At 70.8% G+C, this 19923-nt stretch carries 17 protein-coding genes; 1 reads left to right on the top strand and 16 read right to left on the bottom strand.

The genetic code is table 11. The annotated features are described in order from the left end of the window. Positions 1–5 precede the first annotated feature (5 nt). The 16 genes from QCZ28_RS14615 to QCZ28_RS14540 form a co-directional block, all read right to left on the bottom strand. Complete coding sequence (locus QCZ28_RS14615; protein WP_279517170.1) at positions 6–1370, bottom strand: oligosaccharide flippase family protein; 1365 nt, start codon at positions 1368–1370, stop codon at positions 6–8. A 10-nt stretch (positions 1371–1380) separates the two neighbouring features. Beyond that, complete coding sequence (locus tag QCZ28_RS14610; RefSeq protein ID WP_279517169.1) at positions 1381–2337, bottom strand: hypothetical protein; 957 nt, start codon at positions 2335–2337, stop codon at positions 1381–1383. Then, a complete protein-coding gene (locus tag QCZ28_RS14605) occupies positions 2334–3632 on the bottom strand; it encodes a hypothetical protein (protein ID WP_279517168.1) in 1299 nt (432 codons plus the stop codon). Before QCZ28_RS14605 ends, QCZ28_RS14610 begins: the two co-directional genes overlap by 4 nt. 337 nt (positions 3633–3969) lie before the next feature. Beyond that, positions 3970–6030 carry an acyltransferase family protein gene (locus QCZ28_RS14600; RefSeq protein ID WP_279517167.1) on the bottom strand — a complete coding sequence of 687 codons (2061 nt, stop codon included), beginning with the start codon at positions 6028–6030 and terminating at the stop codon, positions 3970–3972. Between the two features lie 368 nt (positions 6031–6398). Further along, positions 6399–7667 (bottom strand): alginate lyase family protein, encoded by a 1269-nt coding sequence (locus QCZ28_RS14595; RefSeq protein WP_279517166.1) that lies wholly within the window; start codon positions 7665–7667, stop codon positions 6399–6401. A gap of 109 nt (positions 7668–7776) precedes the next feature. Beyond that, positions 7777–8397, bottom strand: coding sequence for an RdgB/HAM1 family non-canonical purine NTP pyrophosphatase (gene rdgB / locus QCZ28_RS14590; RefSeq protein ID WP_279517165.1), 621 nt, complete (start codon positions 8395–8397; stop codon positions 7777–7779). 52 nt (positions 8398–8449) lie between these two features. Then, positions 8450–9181, bottom strand: coding sequence for a ribonuclease PH (gene rph / locus QCZ28_RS14585; RefSeq protein ID WP_279517164.1), 732 nt, complete (start codon positions 9179–9181; stop codon positions 8450–8452). A gap of 9 nt (positions 9182–9190) precedes the next feature. Continuing rightward, positions 9191–10360: a glycosyltransferase gene (locus tag QCZ28_RS14580; RefSeq protein ID WP_279517163.1), complete on the bottom strand. Its 1170-nt coding sequence runs from the start codon at positions 10358–10360 to the stop codon at positions 9191–9193. Then, positions 10357–11502: a glycosyltransferase family 1 protein gene (locus QCZ28_RS14575; RefSeq protein ID WP_279517162.1), complete on the bottom strand. Its 1146-nt coding sequence runs from the start codon at positions 11500–11502 to the stop codon at positions 10357–10359. The genes QCZ28_RS14580 and QCZ28_RS14575 overlap by 4 nt, the downstream gene beginning before the upstream one ends. 109 nt (positions 11503–11611) lie before the next feature. Continuing rightward, the gene (locus tag QCZ28_RS14570; protein ID WP_030331266.1) at positions 11612–12355 is read right to left on the bottom strand and encodes an MBL fold metallo-hydrolase; all 744 of its coding nucleotides are present in this window, start codon (positions 12353–12355) and stop codon (positions 11612–11614) included. Positions 12356–12578: 223 nt separating this feature from the next. Continuing rightward, positions 12579–13544, bottom strand: coding sequence for a cysteine synthase (locus QCZ28_RS14565; protein WP_279517161.1), 966 nt, complete (start codon positions 13542–13544; stop codon positions 12579–12581). A gap of 11 nt (positions 13545–13555) precedes the next feature. Then, positions 13556–13942 (bottom strand): MoaD family protein, encoded by a 387-nt coding sequence (locus QCZ28_RS14560; RefSeq protein WP_279517160.1) that lies wholly within the window; start codon positions 13940–13942, stop codon positions 13556–13558. 65 nt (positions 13943–14007) lie between these two features. Next, positions 14008–14496 (bottom strand): M67 family metallopeptidase, encoded by a 489-nt coding sequence (locus QCZ28_RS14555; RefSeq protein WP_030331272.1) that lies wholly within the window; start codon positions 14494–14496, stop codon positions 14008–14010. Positions 14497–14548: 52 nt separating this feature from the next. Beyond that, positions 14549–15049, bottom strand: coding sequence for a DUF2017 domain-containing protein (locus tag QCZ28_RS14550; RefSeq protein WP_030331274.1), 501 nt, complete (start codon positions 15047–15049; stop codon positions 14549–14551). Beyond that, positions 15046–15336, bottom strand: coding sequence for an ATP-dependent Clp protease adapter ClpS (gene clpS / locus QCZ28_RS14545; RefSeq protein ID WP_030331276.1), 291 nt, complete (start codon positions 15334–15336; stop codon positions 15046–15048). The genes QCZ28_RS14550 and clpS overlap by 4 nt, the downstream gene beginning before the upstream one ends. 148 nt (positions 15337–15484) lie before the next feature. Continuing rightward, positions 15485–17035: a hypothetical protein gene (locus QCZ28_RS14540; protein ID WP_279517159.1), complete on the bottom strand. Its 1551-nt coding sequence runs from the start codon at positions 17033–17035 to the stop codon at positions 15485–15487. A gap of 195 nt (positions 17036–17230) precedes the next feature. On the opposite strand from QCZ28_RS14540, the gene QCZ28_RS14535 reads away from it, so the two are divergent. Then, positions 17231–19909 (top strand): LuxR family transcriptional regulator, encoded by a 2679-nt coding sequence (locus tag QCZ28_RS14535; RefSeq protein WP_279517158.1) that lies wholly within the window; start codon positions 17231–17233, stop codon positions 19907–19909. Positions 19910–19923 lie beyond the last annotated feature (14 nt).

The raw sequence follows: 19923 nt of genomic DNA, 5'->3' as shown, positions 1-19923 counted from the left end.
GTGGGCTAGTTCTTGAGGACCATCCGTCGGATCTCCGCCCAGGAAGGCAGGTCGGCACCCGCGACGACGTCACGCTTCGCTCGGGACCAGAAGAGGACGAGGATGATCGCCTCGGACAGCACCGTCGCCCAGGCAGCGCCAGCCACACCGAACAGTGGGATCGCGGTGGCCAACCCGGCCAGGTAGGCGAGTGAGCCCAAGCCCTGGTACAGCACCTTCTGCCGCACCAGGCCGCCGCTCATCAGCAGCGACTCCACACTGGCCGAACCGAAGCGCAGGGGGATCGCCAGCGCGAGGATGGCCATCACCGGAACGGACGTCCGGTACTCCGCACCGAAGATCAGCGGAATGGCGTAACGGCCGACAATCGCGACGATGCCGCCGAGGAGCAGCCCGAGGCTGATCATCCCAACCGTGCCGGCGCGGTACGCGATGAGAACCGCGCTGCGGTTGGAGCGGGACCACCGGTGCAGTTTCGCCAGGAAGTACTGCTGGTAGACGATGCGCGGCAGAAGGTAGATCGCGGTCAGCAGCGTCATGGGCACGGCGAGCACCGCGGCGGACTCCGCGCTCAGGAACTCCGCCGAGACGACGACGCCCAGCTGCATGCCGAGTTGGTAGAACAGGCTGCCCAGCAGGAACAGCCACGTCGCGGCGACGAGATGGCGCGCCCGGGGTGGCCGTGTCGACCGGCGGAGCACCCTCGGGTGACCCTCCAGCGTCGCTCGGCCGTACCAGAACGGCGCGATCACCACGACACTCATGGCAACCGTGACGGCTGCCACGAGCGCGTACCCGAGCACCACCATGAGCGCCGACAGCCCGAAGGCCAGAGTCAGGAGGGCTACGAGGAGCCGACCCACCTGCGGCGCCAACTGCAGCGCCGCGAGCCGGCCGTAGGCACCCTGTAGTTGGAGAGCCGACCCGGACAGCGCCATGGCGACGAGCGACAGGATGATCGGGGCGAGCCCGATCCGCAGGTCGCCGCCGTGGGGGTCATGCCGGTCGAGCAACCCCCAGACGACGAGCGCGGCGACCAGCACACCAGACGTGACGACGACCAGTGCGATGGACGGGCGCACCCAACGGAACGCCCGTTCGCCCTCGCGCCCGAACCGTTGCAGCCAGAACTCGGCGACCCCGAAGATGGCCAGCGGCCCGGCCAGCGTCACCAGGGAGATGACCGCCATGAAGGCACCGAAGTCGGCCTTGGGCAGGCTACGGGCAAGCAGCACCTGGGTGAGGAACGCGAGCACGGTGACGCCAGCCTGGCTGACCCCGAGCAGTCCCAGCTGACGAAGGCGGCGGGCCATACCGCCGCCGGACCGGCCGGCGGCCGCCGTTTCGGTCTGCACCTGGACTCGGGTCATCGTCCGACCGTCACGCTGTCGCTCTGGCCGGCACGTGCGACCGCAACGTCTCCAACTCGGCATCCGTGCGCCGCATCCACGCCTCGCGGGCCGTCGAGATCCGCCTGGCCGCAGCCGGGTCCTCGGCGGTGGCCCGCCGGACGCCCTCGATCAGAGCGTCGCTCTGGTTGGCGACGAGCGTGGCGAAGCTTCCGAACAGGGCCTCGGTCGTCTGGGTGCGGGACAGGACCAGCGGCCGACCCGCGCTCAGGGCCTCACAGGCGCCACTGGGCTGGGTGGCGTCCCGGTCGGTCAGTACGACGACCGCGCGCGCGGCGGCGACAGCCGCCTCGTAGTCGGGGAGGTCGAGGAAGCCCAGGGAGGTGAGGTTGGGCAGGCGCTCCGCGCGCTCACGCAGCGGCGGCGGCAACCGGTGCAGTGGCGCGGTGGTCGCGAAGGGGATGTCGGGCATGGCCTCGATCGCGTCGATGAGGACGTCCATCGGCTCGTCCGGGGCGACGGTGGCCACGACGAACACCCAGCCCCGTGGCTGTGCCGGTGGGATCTCCCGAAGTGGGTCGTGCACGACGAGCGTGCGCAGGCCCGGGAACTCCGCGCGGGCGATGGCATCTGCCTCCGCGGTGTGGGTCAGGACCAACTTCGCGCCGCGCAGGATCGAGGCGGTGCTCGGTACCCGGCGCCACCACGACTGGAACTGCCCATTGTGCGCGTCGACGATGTACGGAACCCGGCCCAGGTAGGGCGCCAGTGCGGACAGGTGCGGCTGCGCCTGCGCGACCACGAACGATGGACGACGTGAGCGGATCAGCTTGAGGTCGTTCCTCGTGTGGGCCACGTAGTCGAAGGGCCGAAGGGCCTTCGGTGTCGCCTTGGACGGCCGCCAGGCCACCTCCGCGCCCAACGCCTCCGCAAGCACGTCGGAACGACGCTGATAACGCTTCCACGAAATGAATAGGGGGGCACTCATCTGGGATCACCACTAGCATCGTTGGGCGCACCGACCGGCGCGCTCGGAACGGGGAAGAACCTGACCAGAAGCAGGAGGGAAAGGAAGAACAACCACATGAAGTACGAGTATGAGGTTGGCTTCTGCGTCAGGGCGGAGACGATCGTCAGAACGTAGAGAACCGTGAGCATCCATCGAGCTTCGACCGCGATGGCCCGTTTCGTCACGCGCCAGAGGTTGATGAAGATGATCGCCATCAGGGCGAGCCCGAGCAGTCCCCACACCACAAATATCCGCAACGGGTCGGCGTGGGTGTTCCATGGTTCGTAGCCGAGTCCGATGAGCCAGACGTCCCACGGCGCGTCCTGCCACACATCCGCAACGCGGAACCAGATCTGCCCGCGACCGTGCAGGAACTCATCGTTTGTGGGGTTGAGCGAACCGACCTGCGTGAGCAGGAACAGCGCTCGATCCCACAGATAGGCTCCCCAGCGGATCGCCGCCAGGACCAATAGAACGACGAAGACGGCGGCCCCCCAGACGGCCGTGCGAAACGGCAGGTCGGAGATCTGCCGGAGGAGTTCGGGGAGGCGGCGCAGTTCGAACGCGACGATCACCAACACCACACAGAGGATGGTGATGCGGTGCGTGCTGACGACCGCGGTCGCGGCCAGGAAGGCGATGATGCCGTACCGGGCCAGTGTGCTGAGCCGTAGACGGTTACCCGCGGCGTAGAGGATGAACACCGCGAAGATGAGGAGCCGACCGAGCGAGGCGGGATGGAAGTAGCCTCCCGACGCGCGCCCGACCCGGCCGCTCATGAGGTTGAAGAAGTAGGTGTATGGAACGACGCCGACGACCTGCAGCCAGGCGATCACCGAGTGCGCGACGGCACCGAGAATCACGGCCAGGAGCACCCACCGCAGGCTTTCGAGGGTGAACCAGTCCGGCTTGTAGAACATGACCGCCAACAACGCGATCGGCGCGAACCCGACCGCGAGTTGGGCGCCCTGTGTGATGACCCCACTCTTCGGCGCGACGTGTGGCCCGAAGATCTCGCGTACGTGGGCGGTGGCGAAGACCTGGACGAAGTCCTCCCGTGCGGGTATCGCCAGGAGGCCGATGATGGAGAACAGGCCGATGATCAGCACTGCGATGAGGGATGGCGCCAGAGTGGTCGGAAATCGTTTCGCCGCGATTGTCAGGGCCACAAAAGAGCCAACCATAAAAATGGCGCCAATGACCGTGACGATCATTCCGGCGTCCACGGTGTCCGCCGCGACCTTCTCGCCGAAGATATCGAAGAATGACTTCACGCCGACAACCGCCATAGCCAGTGCTGCCATGATTCGGGCGGCGACCCACGGATAACGCCCGCGTCGACGGTCACTGCCCTCGGTCGGGGCAGTGGCCGCCTTTCGAGGCATTATGTCCATTTCGCGATCCTCTCAGCGCTATCCCTCGGGGCACTATACGCGAGCGTCATAACCGATAGAGGCCGCCTCGGTCGGCGGCGAACCCGCCCGTTGATCGTCCCGACAGCAGGCGGATTTCCCCTCTTTCGCCTACCCTGCGCGGGCAGTCGAGCGACCGTGGCCGATCGTTCCGGCCCATTGGGGCGCAACGTGCGGTGCGCGGGTCGCAGGCTGGCCGTCAGGGTGTGAGACGTGCAGCGACACGCTCGACGAGTTGGGGCCCCAGGGTGCGCGCGTAGGTTGCCGTGATGTGATGCGCGTCGCGGTAGACGATGACGTTACCGATCACCAACGGACACTCGGTAGCGCTGCAGAACAGATCGGTCAGATCGACCATCTGCACCTTGCCGTCGGTCCGCTTCGCGGCCTCCGCAAGGGCGTCCCCGCTGCCGAGCGCGCCCTTCCGGTCGACCGCGCACCGCGTCGGATCCCCGCCGTTGGCCGTGTCGTCCACCAGGCAGCCGAGGTCCGTCGCACCGAGGGACGGGTTGTCCACCACCACCACGATCCTGGTTCCCCGCTCCAGCACCGGACCCCACGCCTCGACGTACCTGCGAATCTGGCCGGCCGCCGCCTGGGGGTTGGAGCTCATGTTGCGCTTGCCGGTCAGGATGACGAGGTCGTACTTCGGTCCGCCGCCGAGCCGCTCCGTCATCGCGTGCCGTCGCGCGTAGCACGAGTCGGACTGGTCTGCCGCATCCACCTGCGCCCAGATGCAGCCACGGGCTACGTAGGTGTCGACCGCCCAGTTCCGGGAGTCGAGCTGCCCCTCGATGGCGGGGATGAGCATGGCGGCGTGCGAGTCGCCCACGAGCGCGACGCGGGTCGCGTCGGCCCGTTGCGAACCGACCCGACACGACGTGAGCGTCGCACCCGGCTCCTGGTCATAACATTCGTAAGCGGAACCCGTGTCCTTCGTGAGCATCGACATCTCGGGGAACAACTCCTGGCCGAGGGCACCGTCCTCGCACCGCTGCGCCTCGACCATCGCGTTCGCACCGAGGCACGGCGTACCCGTGGCCATCAACTGCTCGAGACGTGATCTGTTCGCCTGACTGCTCTGTTCGAGCAGCTGGTTACCGACGACGACGACGGACAGCACCAGCACCATCGACATCGCGGCTGCCGCGTACTGCGGCCACAGCCGCCGTCCGCCGCTGAACAGGCCGAACCGCACCGGGTCCTCGACGAGACGCTTGGTCAGTGCGGCCAACAGCACCACACCGGTGATGACGGCGAGCTTCACCGGCCAGGTCATCTTGTCGCCGGTCGCCAGCTCGAAGATCACGATTGGCGGCCAGTGCCAGAGGTAGATGGAGTACGACCAGTCGCCGAGCTTCTGCACCGGCGTCGACGCCATCGGCCGCAGCGGAGACCAGCTCGGGCTGGGAGCGCCGGCCCAGATGGCGGCGAGGGCACCGACGACGGGAAGCGCCGCAGCGTAGCCCGGGAACGGTGTCCCGGAATGGAGGACGAAGGCGGCGACGCCGATCAGGAGCAGCCCCAGCCAGGAAACCGCCGCCCGAGTGCGGTCGCTCGCCGACCGTCCGAGCCCCGGCAGGGTCGCCAGCATCGCGCCGGCCCCGAACTCCCAGGCCCGGGTGGGCGTCACGAAGTAGGCTGCGGCGCTGTTCGCGGACGTCTCGTAGACGGAGTAGGCGAAGGAGGCCACCAGAATCAGGCCAAGCGTGACCCGGATCGCGCCGATCGGGTTCGTCTGCCGGACCCGGCGGGCGACAAGGACGGCGAGGACGATCAGGAGGGGCCAGACCAGGTAGAACTGCTCCTCCACCGAGAGCGACCAGTAGTGCTGCACCGGCGACCGGACGTTCTCCGCGGCGAGGTAGTCCACGGCGTCGTGCGCCAGCTGCCAGTTCTCGACGTAGACCGTCGCTGCCGCGATCTCCCGGAGTATCTGTGGCCAGTAGAGCTGCGGCACCCAGATGAAGACGGCCCCCGCGGTGGCGACGAGCACGAGCAGAGAGGCCGGCAGCAGACGCCGGATGCGGCGCGCCCAGAAGGTGCGGAGGCGGACCGAGCCGTTCTTCTCCACCTCGCGCACGAGGTGGGCGGTGATGAGGAAGCCACTGATCGCGAAGAAGACGTCGACGCCGACGTATCCACCCGGGATCCGGTGCGGCCAGAAGTGGAACAGCAGCACCAGGAGCACCGCGAGCGCCCGCAATGCCTGGATCTCCGGTCGCAGAAGCCCACGGGAGGTCTGCTTCGAATCCGTCATTGTGCCTCACCACGGCGGTAGGGGTAGAGGTGGCGCGGGGCAGCCACACCGCCACAGAGTGGTGGCGACGGCGAGGGTATACGGCTGACCGGCCGGCCCTCTATCCGGGGAGCGTCGGTCCGACGTGCGCTGGGCGTCCCCTCCGGACACACTGTCGCCGACCGTGGTCGGGCGCGTGCCTTGAGCAGCCGGAGCGACGCCGTGACTTCGCCGAGCTGAACCACCCGGGCCTGCTCGAAGCCGGCAAATTGCGGCTTGAGGGACGGCCAGCAGGGTGAGGAGCACGTACCGGTGGATGAGCTGGCCGATGCGCGTTGACGGAGTCACAGCGATCCGCGCTGGTCGCGGTGGCCGGGTTCGCGGTGCGGTCAGTTCGGGTTCCCGGCATGGGTCAGTGTCTCCCAGGCGAAGAAGTAGGCCGGAGGCCCGGCGGGCCGGTCCGCCTCCACCAGCCGCCTGGTGTTCGGTAGGTCGAGCCCCACCCTCGTGGTGTAGTGGTTGAAGGCGATTTCGGGCGAGGGCGCCAAGCCGGTTACGAGCCGACCGCCGCACAGCCAGGGCGGCACCGACTCGCCCAGCTCGAGCCCGGCGTGGAACTCCAAAGCACGGGTCAACCGCTCGCGCGCCTCGGCATACAGGTCCCGGCCCTGGATCCACGCCGTCTCGGCAACGTGCGCCGCCGCCGCGAGACCCCAACCGGTGTGCAGGAAGTCTCGGCAGGTCTCCTGGGCTAGCCCGTCGACGAGCACTGCCTGCCCGCCCCAGTAATCGGTGAGCTGTGCCTTCGTGAAGACACCATCGGGTGGCACGTACGGGGTAGGCCCGTCGCCGCGCAGATAGACGTACGCCCGCAGACGCAGCCGCCACTTCTCAACCGCCTTCAGGAAGGACGTCCGATCGTCGAGGAACACCGAGATGCCGACCGCCGCATCGAGCATGATCAGCCCCCAGTTCCCCGCCCTGACGCCATCAGGGCTGCCGAGTACCACCGGCAGGTAGACCTTCCGGAGCATCCGTTCGGTACGGGTCAACCAGGCGGGATCCCAGCCGGTGTAGGTGTGTTTGATCAGCTCTGCGGTTCGCGCGAAGGTCGCCCCGGTCCATCCGGCCTGCAGCGGCGCGTTGGAGTTGGTGTGCTTCTTGAGCACACCGGACCAGGCGTCCAGGATGTCGATGGCCTTCTCGGCGTACCGGCGGTCCCGAGTGAAGCACCACATCAACGCGTGCGTGTACGCGGCCACCGCGTCCTCGGCCTCAGCGGTGCAACCGGCGTCCGGCTGGGAGTAGTAACCGCAGTTCACAGTGGACACCGGTCGAGGACGCCAGGAAAGCTCGGCGTACTGACTGCGCTGCATGGCGAGCCAGGCCGATCGCCAGGGCTCCTCACCGGCTCGGACCTTGCCACTCACGAAGTTCAACTGCGCGCTGTTGACCAGGACACCCGGGTGGACGAAACCGCTGCGGGGGTCACGCGATTCGGTCAACGATGGCGCTGGCGGGATGGGGTCGACGACCCACGCGCCAGTCTTCTTTCCCTCCGGCTCGTTGGACGAGAATGCCAGGAGACCAGCACTGGCGGCCAGGAGGCCGAGACCCATCAGTGCCGCCAGCACGCCTCGCCTACCGGCCAATGCCATCCCGTCTCCCCGACAACCTGCCAACCCGGATGCCCCGGACTTCCGAGATCAGTACATGTCATCGACCGATCGCTCCGCCACCCGTAGGTGTCAATCGGACAAGCTGGTCTCAGCTTGCGGACGGCGGCAGCACCTTGGCGACCAGCTTGGCCAGCTCACGCAACGCCTTGCCCCGGTGGCTGATGGCGTCCTTCTCCGCCGGGGTCAGCTCGGCGTTGGTCCGGTCCTGCCCGTCGCCCAGGAAGATCGGGTCGTAGCCGAAGCCGCCGTCACCGCGCGGTGCGCGCAGCACCCGCCCGGGCTGCCGGCCGTCGACGAGGTGCTCCTTGCCGCCGGGCAGCACCAACGCCACGGTGCAGACGAACGAGGCGGCCCGCTGCTCGTCGGGCACGTCGGCGATCTGGTCCAGCACCAGCTGAAGGTTGGCCCGGTCGTCGCCGTGCTTGCCGGACCAGCGGGCGCTGAACACGCCCGGCATCCCGTTGAGCGCGTCGACAGCGAGCCCGGAGTCGTCGGCGATGGTCGGCAGTCCGCTCTGCCGACACCCCTCCCGCGCCTTGATCAGCGCGTTCTCGCCGAAGGTCAGGCCGGTCTCCGGCAGTTCGGCGTACTGCTCGACGTCGTCCAGCCCGAGCAGGGCGATCCGGTGCGCGCCGAGCGCGCCGTCCAGGATCCGCTGCAGCTCGACGAGCTTCTTGCGGTTACGCGTGGCGAGCAGGACCTTGTTCATGCTGAATCACCTTTGTTCGCGACTGCGGGGCTCGCAAGCTCACTCCTCGCGCTCACGGGGAGGTAAGTGCCTTTCGCTGGGCTTCGGCCAACTCGGCGCAGCCGGCGACGGCCAGGTCGAGCAGGGCGTCGAGCTGGTCGCGGGCGAACACGCCCGCCTCGCCGGTGCCCTGCACCTCGACGAAGTCACCAGCGCCGGTGCACACCACGTTCATGTCCACCTCGGCGGCGACGTCCTCCTCGTAGCAGAGGTCGAGCCGGGCCTCCCCCGCGATGATGCCCACGCTGACCGCGGCCACCGACCGGTGCATCACCTTCTCCGGCTTGCCGGCCAACGCCTTGCGGGCGGCAAGCCAGCCCACCGCGTCGTGCAACGCGACGTACGCGCCGGTGATCGCTGCGGTGCGGGTGCCGCCGTCGGCCTGGAGCACGTCGCAGTCGAGCACGATCGAGTTCTCGCCGAGCGCCTTGAGGTCGATGCTGGCCCGCAGGCTACGGCCGATCAGCCGGGAGATCTCGTGGGTGCGGCCACCGACCCGACCCTTGATGCTCTCCCGGTCGGAGCGGGTGTTGGTGGCCCGGGGCAGCATCGCGTACTCGGCGGTCACCCAGCCGAGCCCGGAGCCCTTGCGCCAGCGGGGCACGCCCTCGGTGACGCTCGCCGTGCAGAGCACCCGGGTGCCACCGAACTCGACGAGCACCGAGCCCTCCGGGTGGGTGCTCCAGCCACGGGTCAGAGTCACCGGTCGGAGTTGAGAGGGCCCTCGCCCGTCAGGTCGCGCCATGCCTGCACCTTATGTGGTGCGGTGATCCGCCGCGCTCGGGGTGCCCCGGGGAACGTCGGCGCCGTGCACACCGAGGAACCCGTCGACAGCGGCCGGCCAGCCGAACTCCTCGGCTCGCGCCCTGGCGGCCCGCCGCCGTTGCGCCTGCGGCCGGGCCGCGAGGCGGCGCACCGCCGCCGCCATCGACACCCCTGAGCCGTACGCCGCCAGCCCGGCCTCACCGACCACCTCGGGGAGCGCGCTGGCCTCGTTGACCACCACCGGGGTGCCGCAGGCCAACGCCTCCAGGCCGGCCAGACCGAAGGTCTCCACCGGGCCCGGCGCGAGCACCACGTCGGCGCTGGCCAGCAGCGCGGCCACCGCGGCGCGGTCCGGCAGGAAGCCGGTGAACGTGACCGGCAGCCCCGCCGCCCGTCGGGCCAGCGCGTCGCGCAGCGGTCCGTCCCCGACCATCACCAACACCGCCGGTACGCCCGCCCGGCGCAGCTCGGCGAGGGTCTGCACGGCCAACTCCGGACGTTTCTCCGGGGAGAGCCGGGCGCAGTGCACCACCAGCAACTCGGTGTCGTCGGCGTAGCGCTCGCGCACCCGTGGGTCGGCCCGGTGCGGGGCGAAGGTGTCCAGGTCCACCCCGAGCGGCACCAGGCTCACGTTGTCGGCGCCGATGCGGTCGAACTCCTCGGCAGCCCACCGGGTCGTGCAGACGATCCGGTCGTACGCCTGACTGGTCGCCCGGTTGAGCCGGTCGGCGGTCGGGCGGCGCAGCGCGTCCGGTACGCCCCACTGGCCGAGCAGCCCGGTCAGCGACTCGTGCGACACCATCACCGACGGCACCCCGTGCGCCCGCGCCCACCGGCCCGTCCAGCGCAGCGACGACCGGTCGGAGACCTCCAACCGGTCCGGTGCCAGGTCGGCGAGGAGCCGGGCCAGCCGGCCCCGGCCGGCCAGCAGCCGGTAACCGCCACTGGCCGGCAGCCGTGGGCCGGGCACCGTGAGCACCCGTCCCCACGGGAACGTTTCGTCGGCGGCCCGCTGACCGGGTATCACCAGCACCGGGTCGTGCCCGGCCGCCCGGTAGCCCGCGCCGAGATGCCGCAGCGCGGTCCGCAGGCCGCCGGAGCGGTCCGTGACGAAGTTGGCGAGCCGCACGATCCGCAGTCCGCCGGCCGCCCCGCTCACGACGCCGCCGGCAGGCCGGCGGTGGCGGCGACGGCGCGTACCGCGTGGTAGTGCCCGATCAGCTCGTCGCCGACCACCGCCCAGCTGCGGCGACTGACCGCGACCCGGGCGGCCCGCCCGTAGGCCCGCCGCCGGTCGGCGTCGCCGGTCAGCTCGGCCACCGCCGCGGCGAGCGCGTCGCCGTCGTTCGGCGCCACCAGCAGTCCGGTCACGCCCGGCTCGACGAGGTCGACCGGGCCACCGCTGGCCGGCGCCACGACCGGCACCCCGGAGGCCAGCGCCTCCTGGATGGTCTGCCCGAAGGTCTCGTGCGGTCCGGTGTGCACGAACAGGTCCAGGCTGGCGTAGAGCCGCGCCAGGTCCTCGCCCTGCTGGACGCCGAGGAACGTCACAGCTGGCAGCTGTCGGGCCAACTGTCGGCGGGTCGGGCCGTCGCCCGCAACCACCACCCGTACGCCGGGAAGTCGGGACGTCGCCGCCAGCAACTCCACCCGCTTCTCCGGGGCGAGCCGTCCGACGTAGCCAACCAGCAGCTCACCGCCGGGTGCCAGCCGGTCCCGCAGCGCCGCGCACCGCTTGGCCGGATCGAAGCGGACGGCGTCCACACCGCGCCGCCACAGCCAGATCCGCTGTACCCCGTTGGCGATCAGATCGGCGGCGGCCCGGGTGGAGGGCGCGAGGGTTCGGTGCGCCGAATTGTGGATCTCGCGGATCCGCCGCCACGCGGCCGCCTCGCCCCAACTCACCCGGTACGCCCGGGCGTACGCCGCCACATCGGTCTGGTAGACCGCCACCGTGGGCAGCCCGTGCCGGCTGGCCAGGGTGGCCGCCCGTGCGCCCAGGACGAACGGACTGGCCAGGTGCACCACGTCCGGCTCGGCGGACAGCAGCGCCCCCGCGAGCCGGGCGTTGGTCGGCACACCCAGCCGGAACCCCTGGTAACGGGGCAGCGGCACGCTCGGGATGCGCACCAACGGGTACGGCAGCCGGTCGATGCCCTGGCGGCCGGCGCCGGGCGGGGCGGGCGCGATGACCACCGGCTCATGGCCCTGGTCGAGCAGGTGCTCCGCCGTCCGCACCACGGAGTGCGCGACGCCGTTCACATCAGGTGGGAACGACTCGGTCACGATGGCGATCCGCATGCCCACACCGTGCGGGTGCCACGGGTGCGCCAGACGACCTGCCGCTGACCGGCCGGCGAACAGTACGGCACAACACCGCGGCCCGGCGTCGGAAAGCGGACCTGCCGGATCAGACGTCGTAGCTGGCGCCGGGCCGGACCACCTCGAGCGGCCCGGTGTACGCGGAGGCGGCCGACTCCAGGGTGTGCGCCTCGCTGCCCCAGGCGGGCACCAGGTGGGTCAGCAGCAGCCGGCCCACAGCGGCCTTGGTCGCCGCCTCACCGGCCTCCCGACCGGTGAGGTGCAGATCCGGTGGATTGTCCATCCCGTCGAGGTAACTGGCCTCGCAGAGGAAGACGTCGGCGTTCTGCGCCAGCCGCAGCAGCGCCTCGCACGGCGCCGTGTCCGACGAGTAGCACAGCGACCGGCCGTCGTGCTCCAGCCGCACGCCGTACGTCTCGACGGGGTGGTTGACCCGGTCGACGGTGACGGCGAACGGGCCGATCGGGAAGGTGCCCGGCTGGAGCGCGTAGAACTGGTACACGTCCTCCACCGAACCGTCGTCGCCGTACGCGGCGCTGAGCCGGTCCGGGGCGCCGGCGGGCGCGTACACCGGCAGGGCTGGGTAGGGGCCGTCCGGGGCGTAGCGGCGCACCACCACGTAGAGCACGGCGTCGAACATGTGGTCGCAGTGCAGGTGGGTCAGCAGGATCGCGTCCGGGGCGTGCAGCCCCGCGTACCGCTGGAGACTGGACAGCGACCCCGAGCCGAAGTCGACCAGGAGCCGGAAGCCGTCAGCCTCGACGAGATAGGCCGAGCAGGGCGACTCGGGGCCAGGAAAACTGCCGGCGCTCCCCAGGACGGTCAGTCGCATCGAGTGGTCTCACTGTCACTATCAGTAGCACCCGTGCCGGCGATCGTCCCGGCCATGATCTCTACCGACGCGTACGCCACGCTGCGCAGCCTACGCTGACACGCCCGGCAGCAAGAATCATCCAACGGAAGTTGTCACGAACGTGACACCGGCTCGCGGTACGCCGGGCAGCCAGCGGGCCGTCGACGGATGTCGACGGCCCGTAGTCGGCAGACCAGATCGGTCAGGCCCAGAGCTGCCCCTCCAGGGCGTCCTCGGCATCGGCGAGCGTGCCGCCGTACGCGCCGGTGGACAGGTACTTCCACCCGCCGTCGCAGACCACGAAGGCCACGTCGGCCCGCCGGCCGTCGCGAACCGCCTCGTGCGCCACCGCCAGCGCGGCATGCAGGATGGCACCGGTGGAGAACCCGGCGAAGATGCCCTCCACCTCCACCAGCTGGCGGGTGCGCAACACCGCGTCGCGGGTGCCGACCGAGAAGCGCCGGGAGAGCACCGAGGCGTCGTAGAGCTCCGGCACGTAACCCTCGTCGATGTTGCGCAGGCCGTAGACCAGCTCGCCATAGCGCGGCTCGGCGGCCACCACCTGAATGCCCTCGACCTTCTCCCGCAGGTACCGCCCGGTGCCCATCAGGGTGCCGGTGGTGCCCAGCCCGGCCACGAAGTGCGTGATGCTGGGCAGGTCGTGCAGCAGCTCCGGGCCGGTCGTCTCGTAGTGCGCCCGCGCGTTCGCCTCGTTGCCGTACTGGTAGAGCATCACCCAGTCCGGGTGCTCGGCGGCGATCTGCTTGGCGGTGGCGACCGCCTGGTTGGAACCGCCCGCCGCCGGCGAGAAGATGATCTCGGCCCCGTACATCCGGAGCAACTGGACCCGCTCGGTGGAGACGTTCTCGGGCATCACGCAGACCAGCCGGTAGCCGCGCAGCTTGGCCACCATCGCCAGCGAGATGCCGGTGTTGCCACTCGTCGGTTCGAGGATGGTGTCACCGGCGCGGAGCCGGCCGGCCTCCTCCGCCGCCCGGACCATGAACAGCGCCGCGCGGTCCTTGATGCTGCCGGTGGGGTTGCGGTCCTCCAGCTTGGCCCAGAGCCGCACCGGAGGGGCACCGTCGGGCACCGTCGGGGAGAGCCGGGGCAGGCCGACGAGCGGCGTGCCCCCGCAGGCGTCGAGCAGGCTGTCGTACCGCGCCATGGCGGCCGACCTCAGCGAGCCGCGACGGCGTCGCCGACCACCACGGCCGCCGCGCTGTGCGAACTGATCGCCGCTGCCGCAGCGCTGTGCGAACTGATCGCCGCTGCCGCAGCGAAGCCGAACGCGCCGCCGGCCACGGCCGGCAGGATGGTGACGCTGTCGCCGTCGGAGAGCTTCGCGTCCAGCGCGCCGAGGAAACGGACGTCCTCGTCGTTGACGTAGACGTTGACGAAACGGTGCAGCGTGCCGGCGTCGGTGATCAGCCGGCCGCGCAGACCGCCGTGCCGGGAATCCAGGTCGGTGAGCAGGTCGGCGAGCGTGTCGCCGGTGCCCTCGACGACCTTGGCGCCGCCGGTGTAGCTGCGCAGGATGGTGGGGATGCGAACCTCGATAGCCATGATGTCGAACTCCTCGATCGGGTGTGCCTACGGTGACGGGACGAGACGGTTGCGGCGCTGACGGGTCAGCGGCCGGAACACTCGTAATCGACCGTCGCCGGGCTCTGCCCGAACATGTAGGACTGCACGGCGTGCGGGTCGACGCCGGCCTCCACGACACGGACCGGCTCCTCGGTGACCACACCGTCGACGATCCGGAACGACCGGATCTCCTCCGAGTCCGGCTCACGGGTCGAGACGAGCAGGTAGTGCGCCCCCGGCTCACCGGCGAAGGCGACATCCGTCCGCGACGGGTACGCCTCGGTGGCGGTGTGCGAGTGGTAGATGACGACGGGCTCCTCGTCCCGGTCGTCCATCTCCCGCCACACGCGCAGGTGCTCCATCGAGTCGAACTCGTAGAAGGTCATCGAGCGGGCGGCATTGTCCATCGGGATGTGCCGGGTCGGGGTGTCGCTGCCGACGGGACCGGCGACGACGCCGCACGCCTCGTCGGGGTGGTCCCGCCGCGCGTGGGCGACGATCGCGTCGATGATCGACCGGTCGATGCTCAGCACGTGCACCAGCCTAACGCCTGTCGAGCACAGGCCGAAGTGGTGCCGGTCACCCCTAGTCGATCAAGGCGTTGAGCAGCGACTCCTGTAGATATCCGAGATACGCGTAGACCGAAAGCTGGAACACCCTGCTGGAACCCGGGTCCTCGGCGACCGCGTCGTCCAACTCCTCGCCCAGATCCGTGCCGTCCTTGATCTCCAGGCGGACACCCATCGCGAGCCGGGCGTCGTTCAGCGCCCGCAACCACGCCTCAGCGGCCTCGGCGTCCAGCCGCACCTCGCCACCGGCGTCGTCCGGCAACGCGGCCAGGATCGCCCCCGCCTGATCGATCTTCGCGGTCTTCAGGTCACCCTCGGTGTAGCGGCGGAATTCGGCGGTGCCCGGAGCGTCCTGCGGGTAGACCGCCGGGAAGAGCCGCCCGACGACCGGGTCGGTGTGGTCGAAGCCGTCGGTGAGCAGACCCACCACCTCGGAGGCGACCTTCCGCAGCACCCGCACCTCGTCGACGGCGAAGACGGCCACGTAGTGACCGGCCTGGCGACGGAACATGCTCATGATCTGTCCACCGTCGCCCAGAGCCCGTACGCGTGCAGTTGCGACGCGTCGTGCTCCATCCGCTCGCGGGCGCCGGTGGAGACCACGGCACGCCCCTTGTGGTGCACGTCCAGCATCAGCTGTTCGGCCCTCTCCCGGCTGTAGCCGAAAAGCTTCTGGAAAACCCAGGTCACGTACGTCATCAGGTTGACCGGGTCGTCCCACACGATCGTCACCCACTGCCGGTCGGACGCCGGCACCTCGTCAGTGTCCGGCGTCTCGACCGGTACAACCTGCGGAGCCGCCATGCCCCCCATCGTGCCACCGGTTTCCCGGAACCGAGGAACCGGAACGCCGGCCCGGCGCGGATCACCCACCCCGGGCACTCCCGACCCGCTCTGGACGCCACCGAACGCGGGGTCGGGCCCGGACCCGGGCCAACCGGCGGGCGCGCCGTCAGGCGAGCAGGATGCCGTGATCAACTGCATCGGAGAGCACCACGCCCAGCGAGAGGCGGATCACCTCGAACCGTCGGGAGATCTCCCTGGACAACCCCAGCTCGACCTCGCGCACCGCCCGCTGGGACCAGGCCCGCGCCGCGCTGTGGTTGTCGTTGCCGGGGGTACGCCACTGCTGCCAGCACCCGCCGGAGAGCGCCACCGCGACCGGTGGGAGCACCTCGTCACGGGACGCCACCGGATAGCTGGCGGCGGCGTCGATCGCCTCCGGGCCGGTCAACTCGGCCACCCCGGCCGTACTGGTGATCAACAGCACCTTGTCCAACTCCTGGCCGGGCCGGTGATCGGCCAGGCCGTACTGCACAGCGGCGTTGATCCGACGTCGCACGCCTTCGCTCGGCGGCGCGGCCAGCACCCGGGACGCGACGTCGGTCACGATGCCGCGCACCGCCTGATCGCACTGCGCGGTGGCCAACAGCGACAACGCCGCCATCTCCCGGTCGAGCAGATCCGGCAGGCCGGCACAGCCGACTCCGAACACGATCTCCTGAACGGCCCGCAGGTGGATGTTCGCCAACTCCAGGGCGAGGTGCTGGCGGATCCGCTGGGCACACGAGCGGGCGTGCCGGTCGAGCCGTTCGGACCAGTCACCCGGATCGGCGGCCACGGCGACGCGACCCTGCTGGCCCGGCACCACCGGTGGATCGACGCTGGCCCGCTGCAAACCCTCACGCGACGCCCAACCCACCAGCGCCCGCCGCAGGTCGGCGGCGGAGGCGGCGTCGTCGACCGGGAACCACCGCGCGCCGGCCAAGGCCGGCACGGCGGCCAGCAGCGCGGCCCGATGCGCCTCCACCGTCACCGCCACCGCGTCCACCTCGGTCTGCGCACCCCCGACCGGCGGGACGGACGCCCCCGCGCCCTCCGTAGTCGCCGTGCCGTCGGCCAGCGGAGCCCAACCCGCCGTGCCGGGGGTGACCGCGAAGACGACCTCCACCGAGGTCGAGGCGACTTCGGCGAGCAGGTTCAACTCGGCGGCGGTGAAAGCCTGGTCGGCGGCGATCACGAAGAGCAGCGCCCCGGCCCGGCCCGCCGCTTCGAGCAGCACCTGGGTGCCGGCCACGCCGAGGGTGGCGGTGTCCGGAACGTCGACCAGGGCGAAGTGCCGCAGCAGTGGCTCGGGCACCGTCAGCTCGACCCGCCGGGGCGGGCGGGCCAACGCCGGACCGGCGGCGTCCCGGTCCGCGCCGTACGAGTGCGGCTGGCGGTAACCGGGCACGAACGCCGCCCGGGTGGGCACCCGGGCGTTGCGCACCACCAACCAGCTGCCGGCGGGCACGGTGAGCATGACCGGGTCGAGCCCGAGCAGTGTGGCGAGCACGGCACGCCGCTCGGCACCGGCCGGGCCGACGGCGACCACACCGAGCGGCTCGTCCGGGGCGGGGCCCGCCACGCCGATCCGGGTGGGGAGCGGGCCGCAGGTGGGTAGGTCGGTTGGGCCGGTCATGTCGTCCGACGAGTCGACCGAGGGGAGAGGGCCCTGCTTCATCAGGTGCCTCCCGTTGCAGGTGGTCGGAGGTCCGGTCGCGAAATTTCCGGTACGTCAACCCCGGATGTCGGAAGACTACGGGCGGGCCGACGACCGGGCAGAACACCCCGAATACTCACCGGTAATTGTGCGCTTACTCAACTTCGCACCGTGACGGTGCGGGCGCGGACGGATTCCGATCGATATGCTGCGCGGATGAGTCGGTGGGAGTTCGTCGGCCGCACGGATGAGCTCAACCGCCTGCTGGAGGCGGTGACCGGTGAGGCCGGCCGGGGGCTCTTCTTCAGCGGCAGCGCTGGCATCGGCAAGAGTCGGTTGCTGCGCGAGGGCGTGGGCGCCCTGCCCACCGACCGGTTCGCGATCTGGTCCATCGCCGCGAGCGCCACCACCGCCGCGCTGCCGTTCGGCGGCCTGGTCCAGGTCCTCCCCGCCGAGCAGCCCCAGGGTCTCTCCCCCGCCGGCGTCCTGCGCTGGGCGCTCAACGTGCTGCAACAGCAGGCGGCCGGCCGACGGATCGTGCTCGCCATCGACGACGCCCACCTACTCGACCCACCCTCGGCCGCACTGGTGCACCTGGTCGCCCGCGCCGAGAACGCCACAGTGGTCGGCACCCTGCGCGACGGCGAGCAGATCCCGCTGCCGATCCGCGCGCTCTGGACCGACGACCTGGTCGAGCACGTGGAGCTGACCCCGATGCCGCAGGCGGAGACCGCTGGCCTGCTGGCGGCGATCCTGGGCGGCCCGGTCGACGCCGGCTCCGCCGACCGGCTCGGCCGCTTGTCGTCCGGCAACCCGCTGCTGCTGCGCGAGCTGGTGCACGCCGCCAACGGCAGCGCCGAGCTGAAGCAGACGTACGGGATCTGGAAGTGGACCGGGCGGTTGGAGCTGGCGCCCAACCTGACCGACCTCATCGACACCCGGGTCGGAAAGCTCACCGACGGCGTCCGCGCGGTGGTCGAGCTCGTCGCGTTCGGCGAGCCACTCGGCCTGCAGCTGCTCAGGCAGGCCGCCGATCAGAAGGACGTGGAGACCGCCGAGGAGCGCGGGCTGATCACCGTGGACCAGCACGACCGGCGCACCAACGTCCGGCTGGCCCACCCGCTCTACGGCGAGGTGATGCGCCGGCGCTGTCCGGTCAGCCGCACCCGCCGGCTTCAGGCACACCTCGCCGAGCTGATCGAGCAGGCCGGCAAGCGCCGCCGCGACGACCTGCTGCGGGTGGCCGTCTGGCGACTCGACTCGGGCACCGCACAGGACCCGGCCCTGCTGCTGGACGCCGCGGTGCAGGCATTCACCCGCTACGACGTACCGCTGGCGACCCGCCTGGCGCGGGCCGCGCTGAACGCCGACGGCGGCTCCGACGCGGCGGAGCTGCTGGCCACCATCCTGATGTTCGCCGACCGGCCCGGCGAGGCGATCGCTGTCCTCGACGCGGTGCCCCCGGAGCCCGGCGACGAGCGACGACTCTGCCGCTGGCTGACAGTACGCGGCATGGTCAGCTACTGGGGGTTGAGCCAGGAGTCCACGGTGGAGGAGATCGCCGGCCGGGTCGAGCAGCTCAGTGACTCCGCCGACCGGGCCCGGGTGCACGCCTTCGAGGCGATCATGCGCCTGCACCGGCTGGACACCGCCGCCGCGGTGCGGCTCAGCCAACGTGTCCTGGACCGGCCGGCGGCCGGCGTCGCCGCCCGCGAGCTGGCCCGCTCCACGATCGCGTACGTCCAGGCCGCACAGGGCGAGCTGACCCGCAGCGGTACGGCGATCGCCCAGGTGCACTCGGCCGCGGCCAACTGGCGCACCGACATGCCGTACCTTCAACTGGCCCTGGAGTTGGCCCGTGGCACCCGGCTGATGCTCACCGGGGACCTGGCCGGAATCGACGCGATCGTCGCCGACGAGTTCGCCGATCTCGCCGGGGAGGGTGACTTCCGCCTCGGCACCGGCTACCTGGCCATCCTGCAGGCGTACGCGTTCCGGCTGCGCGGGCAGAGCGGCGCCGCCATGCGGACCTCCCTGAGTGCCTGCGCGGTGCTGGCCACGAGTCGGGTCTACGCCGGTCTGGCCCAGGCCGAGCGCGCCCAGTCGGCGGCGCTGCGCGGTGACGCCGTGCAGGCGGCCGCGGCGATGGCCGAGGCCGACCGCACCCACGCGCCGGGAATGGCGGTGCTCTACCCGTGGCTGGAGCAGGCCCGGGGCGCGTCGCTGGCCGCTGGCGGCGACCTGCCGGGCGCGGTCAAGCACCTCGGCGACCTGGTGGATCGGCTGCGCTCGGACGGCTTCGCCGGGCACGAGGTGCACGTTCTGCACGACCTGGTCCGACTGGACCAGGCGGGGATGGCGGTCGGGCCCACCTGCTCCGACGGTGGTCGACGCACCGTCGCGCAGCGCCTCGCCGAGCTCTCCGAGCGGGTCGACGGGGTGCTGCCGCCGCTGTTGGCCCGGCATGCCCGCGCCGCGGTGACCGATTCCCCCGCTGATCTGCTGGCGGTCGCCGACGACTACGCCGCACTGGAGTTGACCGTGTACGCGGCCGAGGCCACCTCCCAGGCCGTTCAGCGGCTGCGCCAGCGGCAGTCGGCGCCGGCCAACGAGGCCCGGGAGCGTCTCGCCGGGTTGCTCGGGCGCTGCGATCTGATCCGGACCCCGGCGCTCCAGGCCGGCGCGCCGGTGCTCACCGAGCGGGAGTGGCAGGTGGCTCGCCTCGCCGCGCACGGTGCGGCCAGCCGGGCCATCGCCGAACGGCTCTACCTGTCGGCGCGCACTGTGGAGAACCACCTCCAGCGGATCTACGCCAAGCTCGGCGTGACCAGCCGGGCCGAGCTGTGGGCGGCGTTACGTTCGATCCCGGGCCACGACGGCGGCGACGCGAGCTGAACCTTAGGCTGGGG

Source organism: Micromonospora sp. DH14, from assembly GCF_029809455.1.
GTDB lineage: Bacteria > Actinomycetota > Actinomycetes > Mycobacteriales > Micromonosporaceae > Micromonospora > Micromonospora parva.
This window is presented reverse-complemented; position numbering and strand designations above follow the sequence as displayed.

Bases quoted from the DNA above. Each gene is read 5' to 3' on its own strand.
- QCZ28_RS14615 (WP_279517170.1), bottom strand. From the start codon at position 1,370: ATGACCCGAGTCCAGGTGCAGACCGAAACGGCGGCCGCCGGCCGGTCC.
- QCZ28_RS14610 (WP_279517169.1), bottom strand. From the start codon at position 2,337: ATGAGTGCCCCCCTATTCATTTCGTGGAAGCGTTATCAGCGTCGTTCC.
- QCZ28_RS14600 (WP_279517167.1), bottom strand. From the start codon at position 6,030: ATGACGGATTCGAAGCAGACCTCCCGTGGGCTTCTGCGACCGGAGATC.
- QCZ28_RS14595 (WP_279517166.1), bottom strand. From the start codon at position 7,667: ATGGCATTGGCCGGTAGGCGAGGCGTGCTGGCGGCACTGATGGGTCTC.
- rdgB (WP_279517165.1), bottom strand. From the start codon at position 8,397: ATGAACAAGGTCCTGCTCGCCACGCGTAACCGCAAGAAGCTCGTCGAG.
- rph (WP_279517164.1), bottom strand. From the start codon at position 9,181: ATGGCGCGACCTGACGGGCGAGGGCCCTCTCAACTCCGACCGGTGACT.
- QCZ28_RS14575 (WP_279517162.1), bottom strand. From the start codon at position 11,502: ATGCGGATCGCCATCGTGACCGAGTCGTTCCCACCTGATGTGAACGGC.
- QCZ28_RS14570 (WP_030331266.1), bottom strand. From the start codon at position 12,355: ATGCGACTGACCGTCCTGGGGAGCGCCGGCAGTTTTCCTGGCCCCGAG.
- QCZ28_RS14565 (WP_279517161.1), bottom strand. From the start codon at position 13,544: ATGGCGCGGTACGACAGCCTGCTCGACGCCTGCGGGGGCACGCCGCTC.
- QCZ28_RS14560 (WP_279517160.1), bottom strand. From the start codon at position 13,942: ATGGCTATCGAGGTTCGCATCCCCACCATCCTGCGCAGCTACACCGGC.
- QCZ28_RS14550 (WP_030331274.1), bottom strand. From the start codon at position 15,049: ATGAGCATGTTCCGTCGCCAGGCCGGTCACTACGTGGCCGTCTTCGCC.
- clpS (WP_030331276.1), bottom strand. From the start codon at position 15,336: ATGGCGGCTCCGCAGGTTGTACCGGTCGAGACGCCGGACACTGACGAG.
- QCZ28_RS14540 (WP_279517159.1), bottom strand. From the start codon at position 17,035: ATGAAGCAGGGCCCTCTCCCCTCGGTCGACTCGTCGGACGACATGACC.
- QCZ28_RS14535 (WP_279517158.1), top strand. From the start codon at position 17,231: ATGAGTCGGTGGGAGTTCGTCGGCCGCACGGATGAGCTCAACCGCCTG.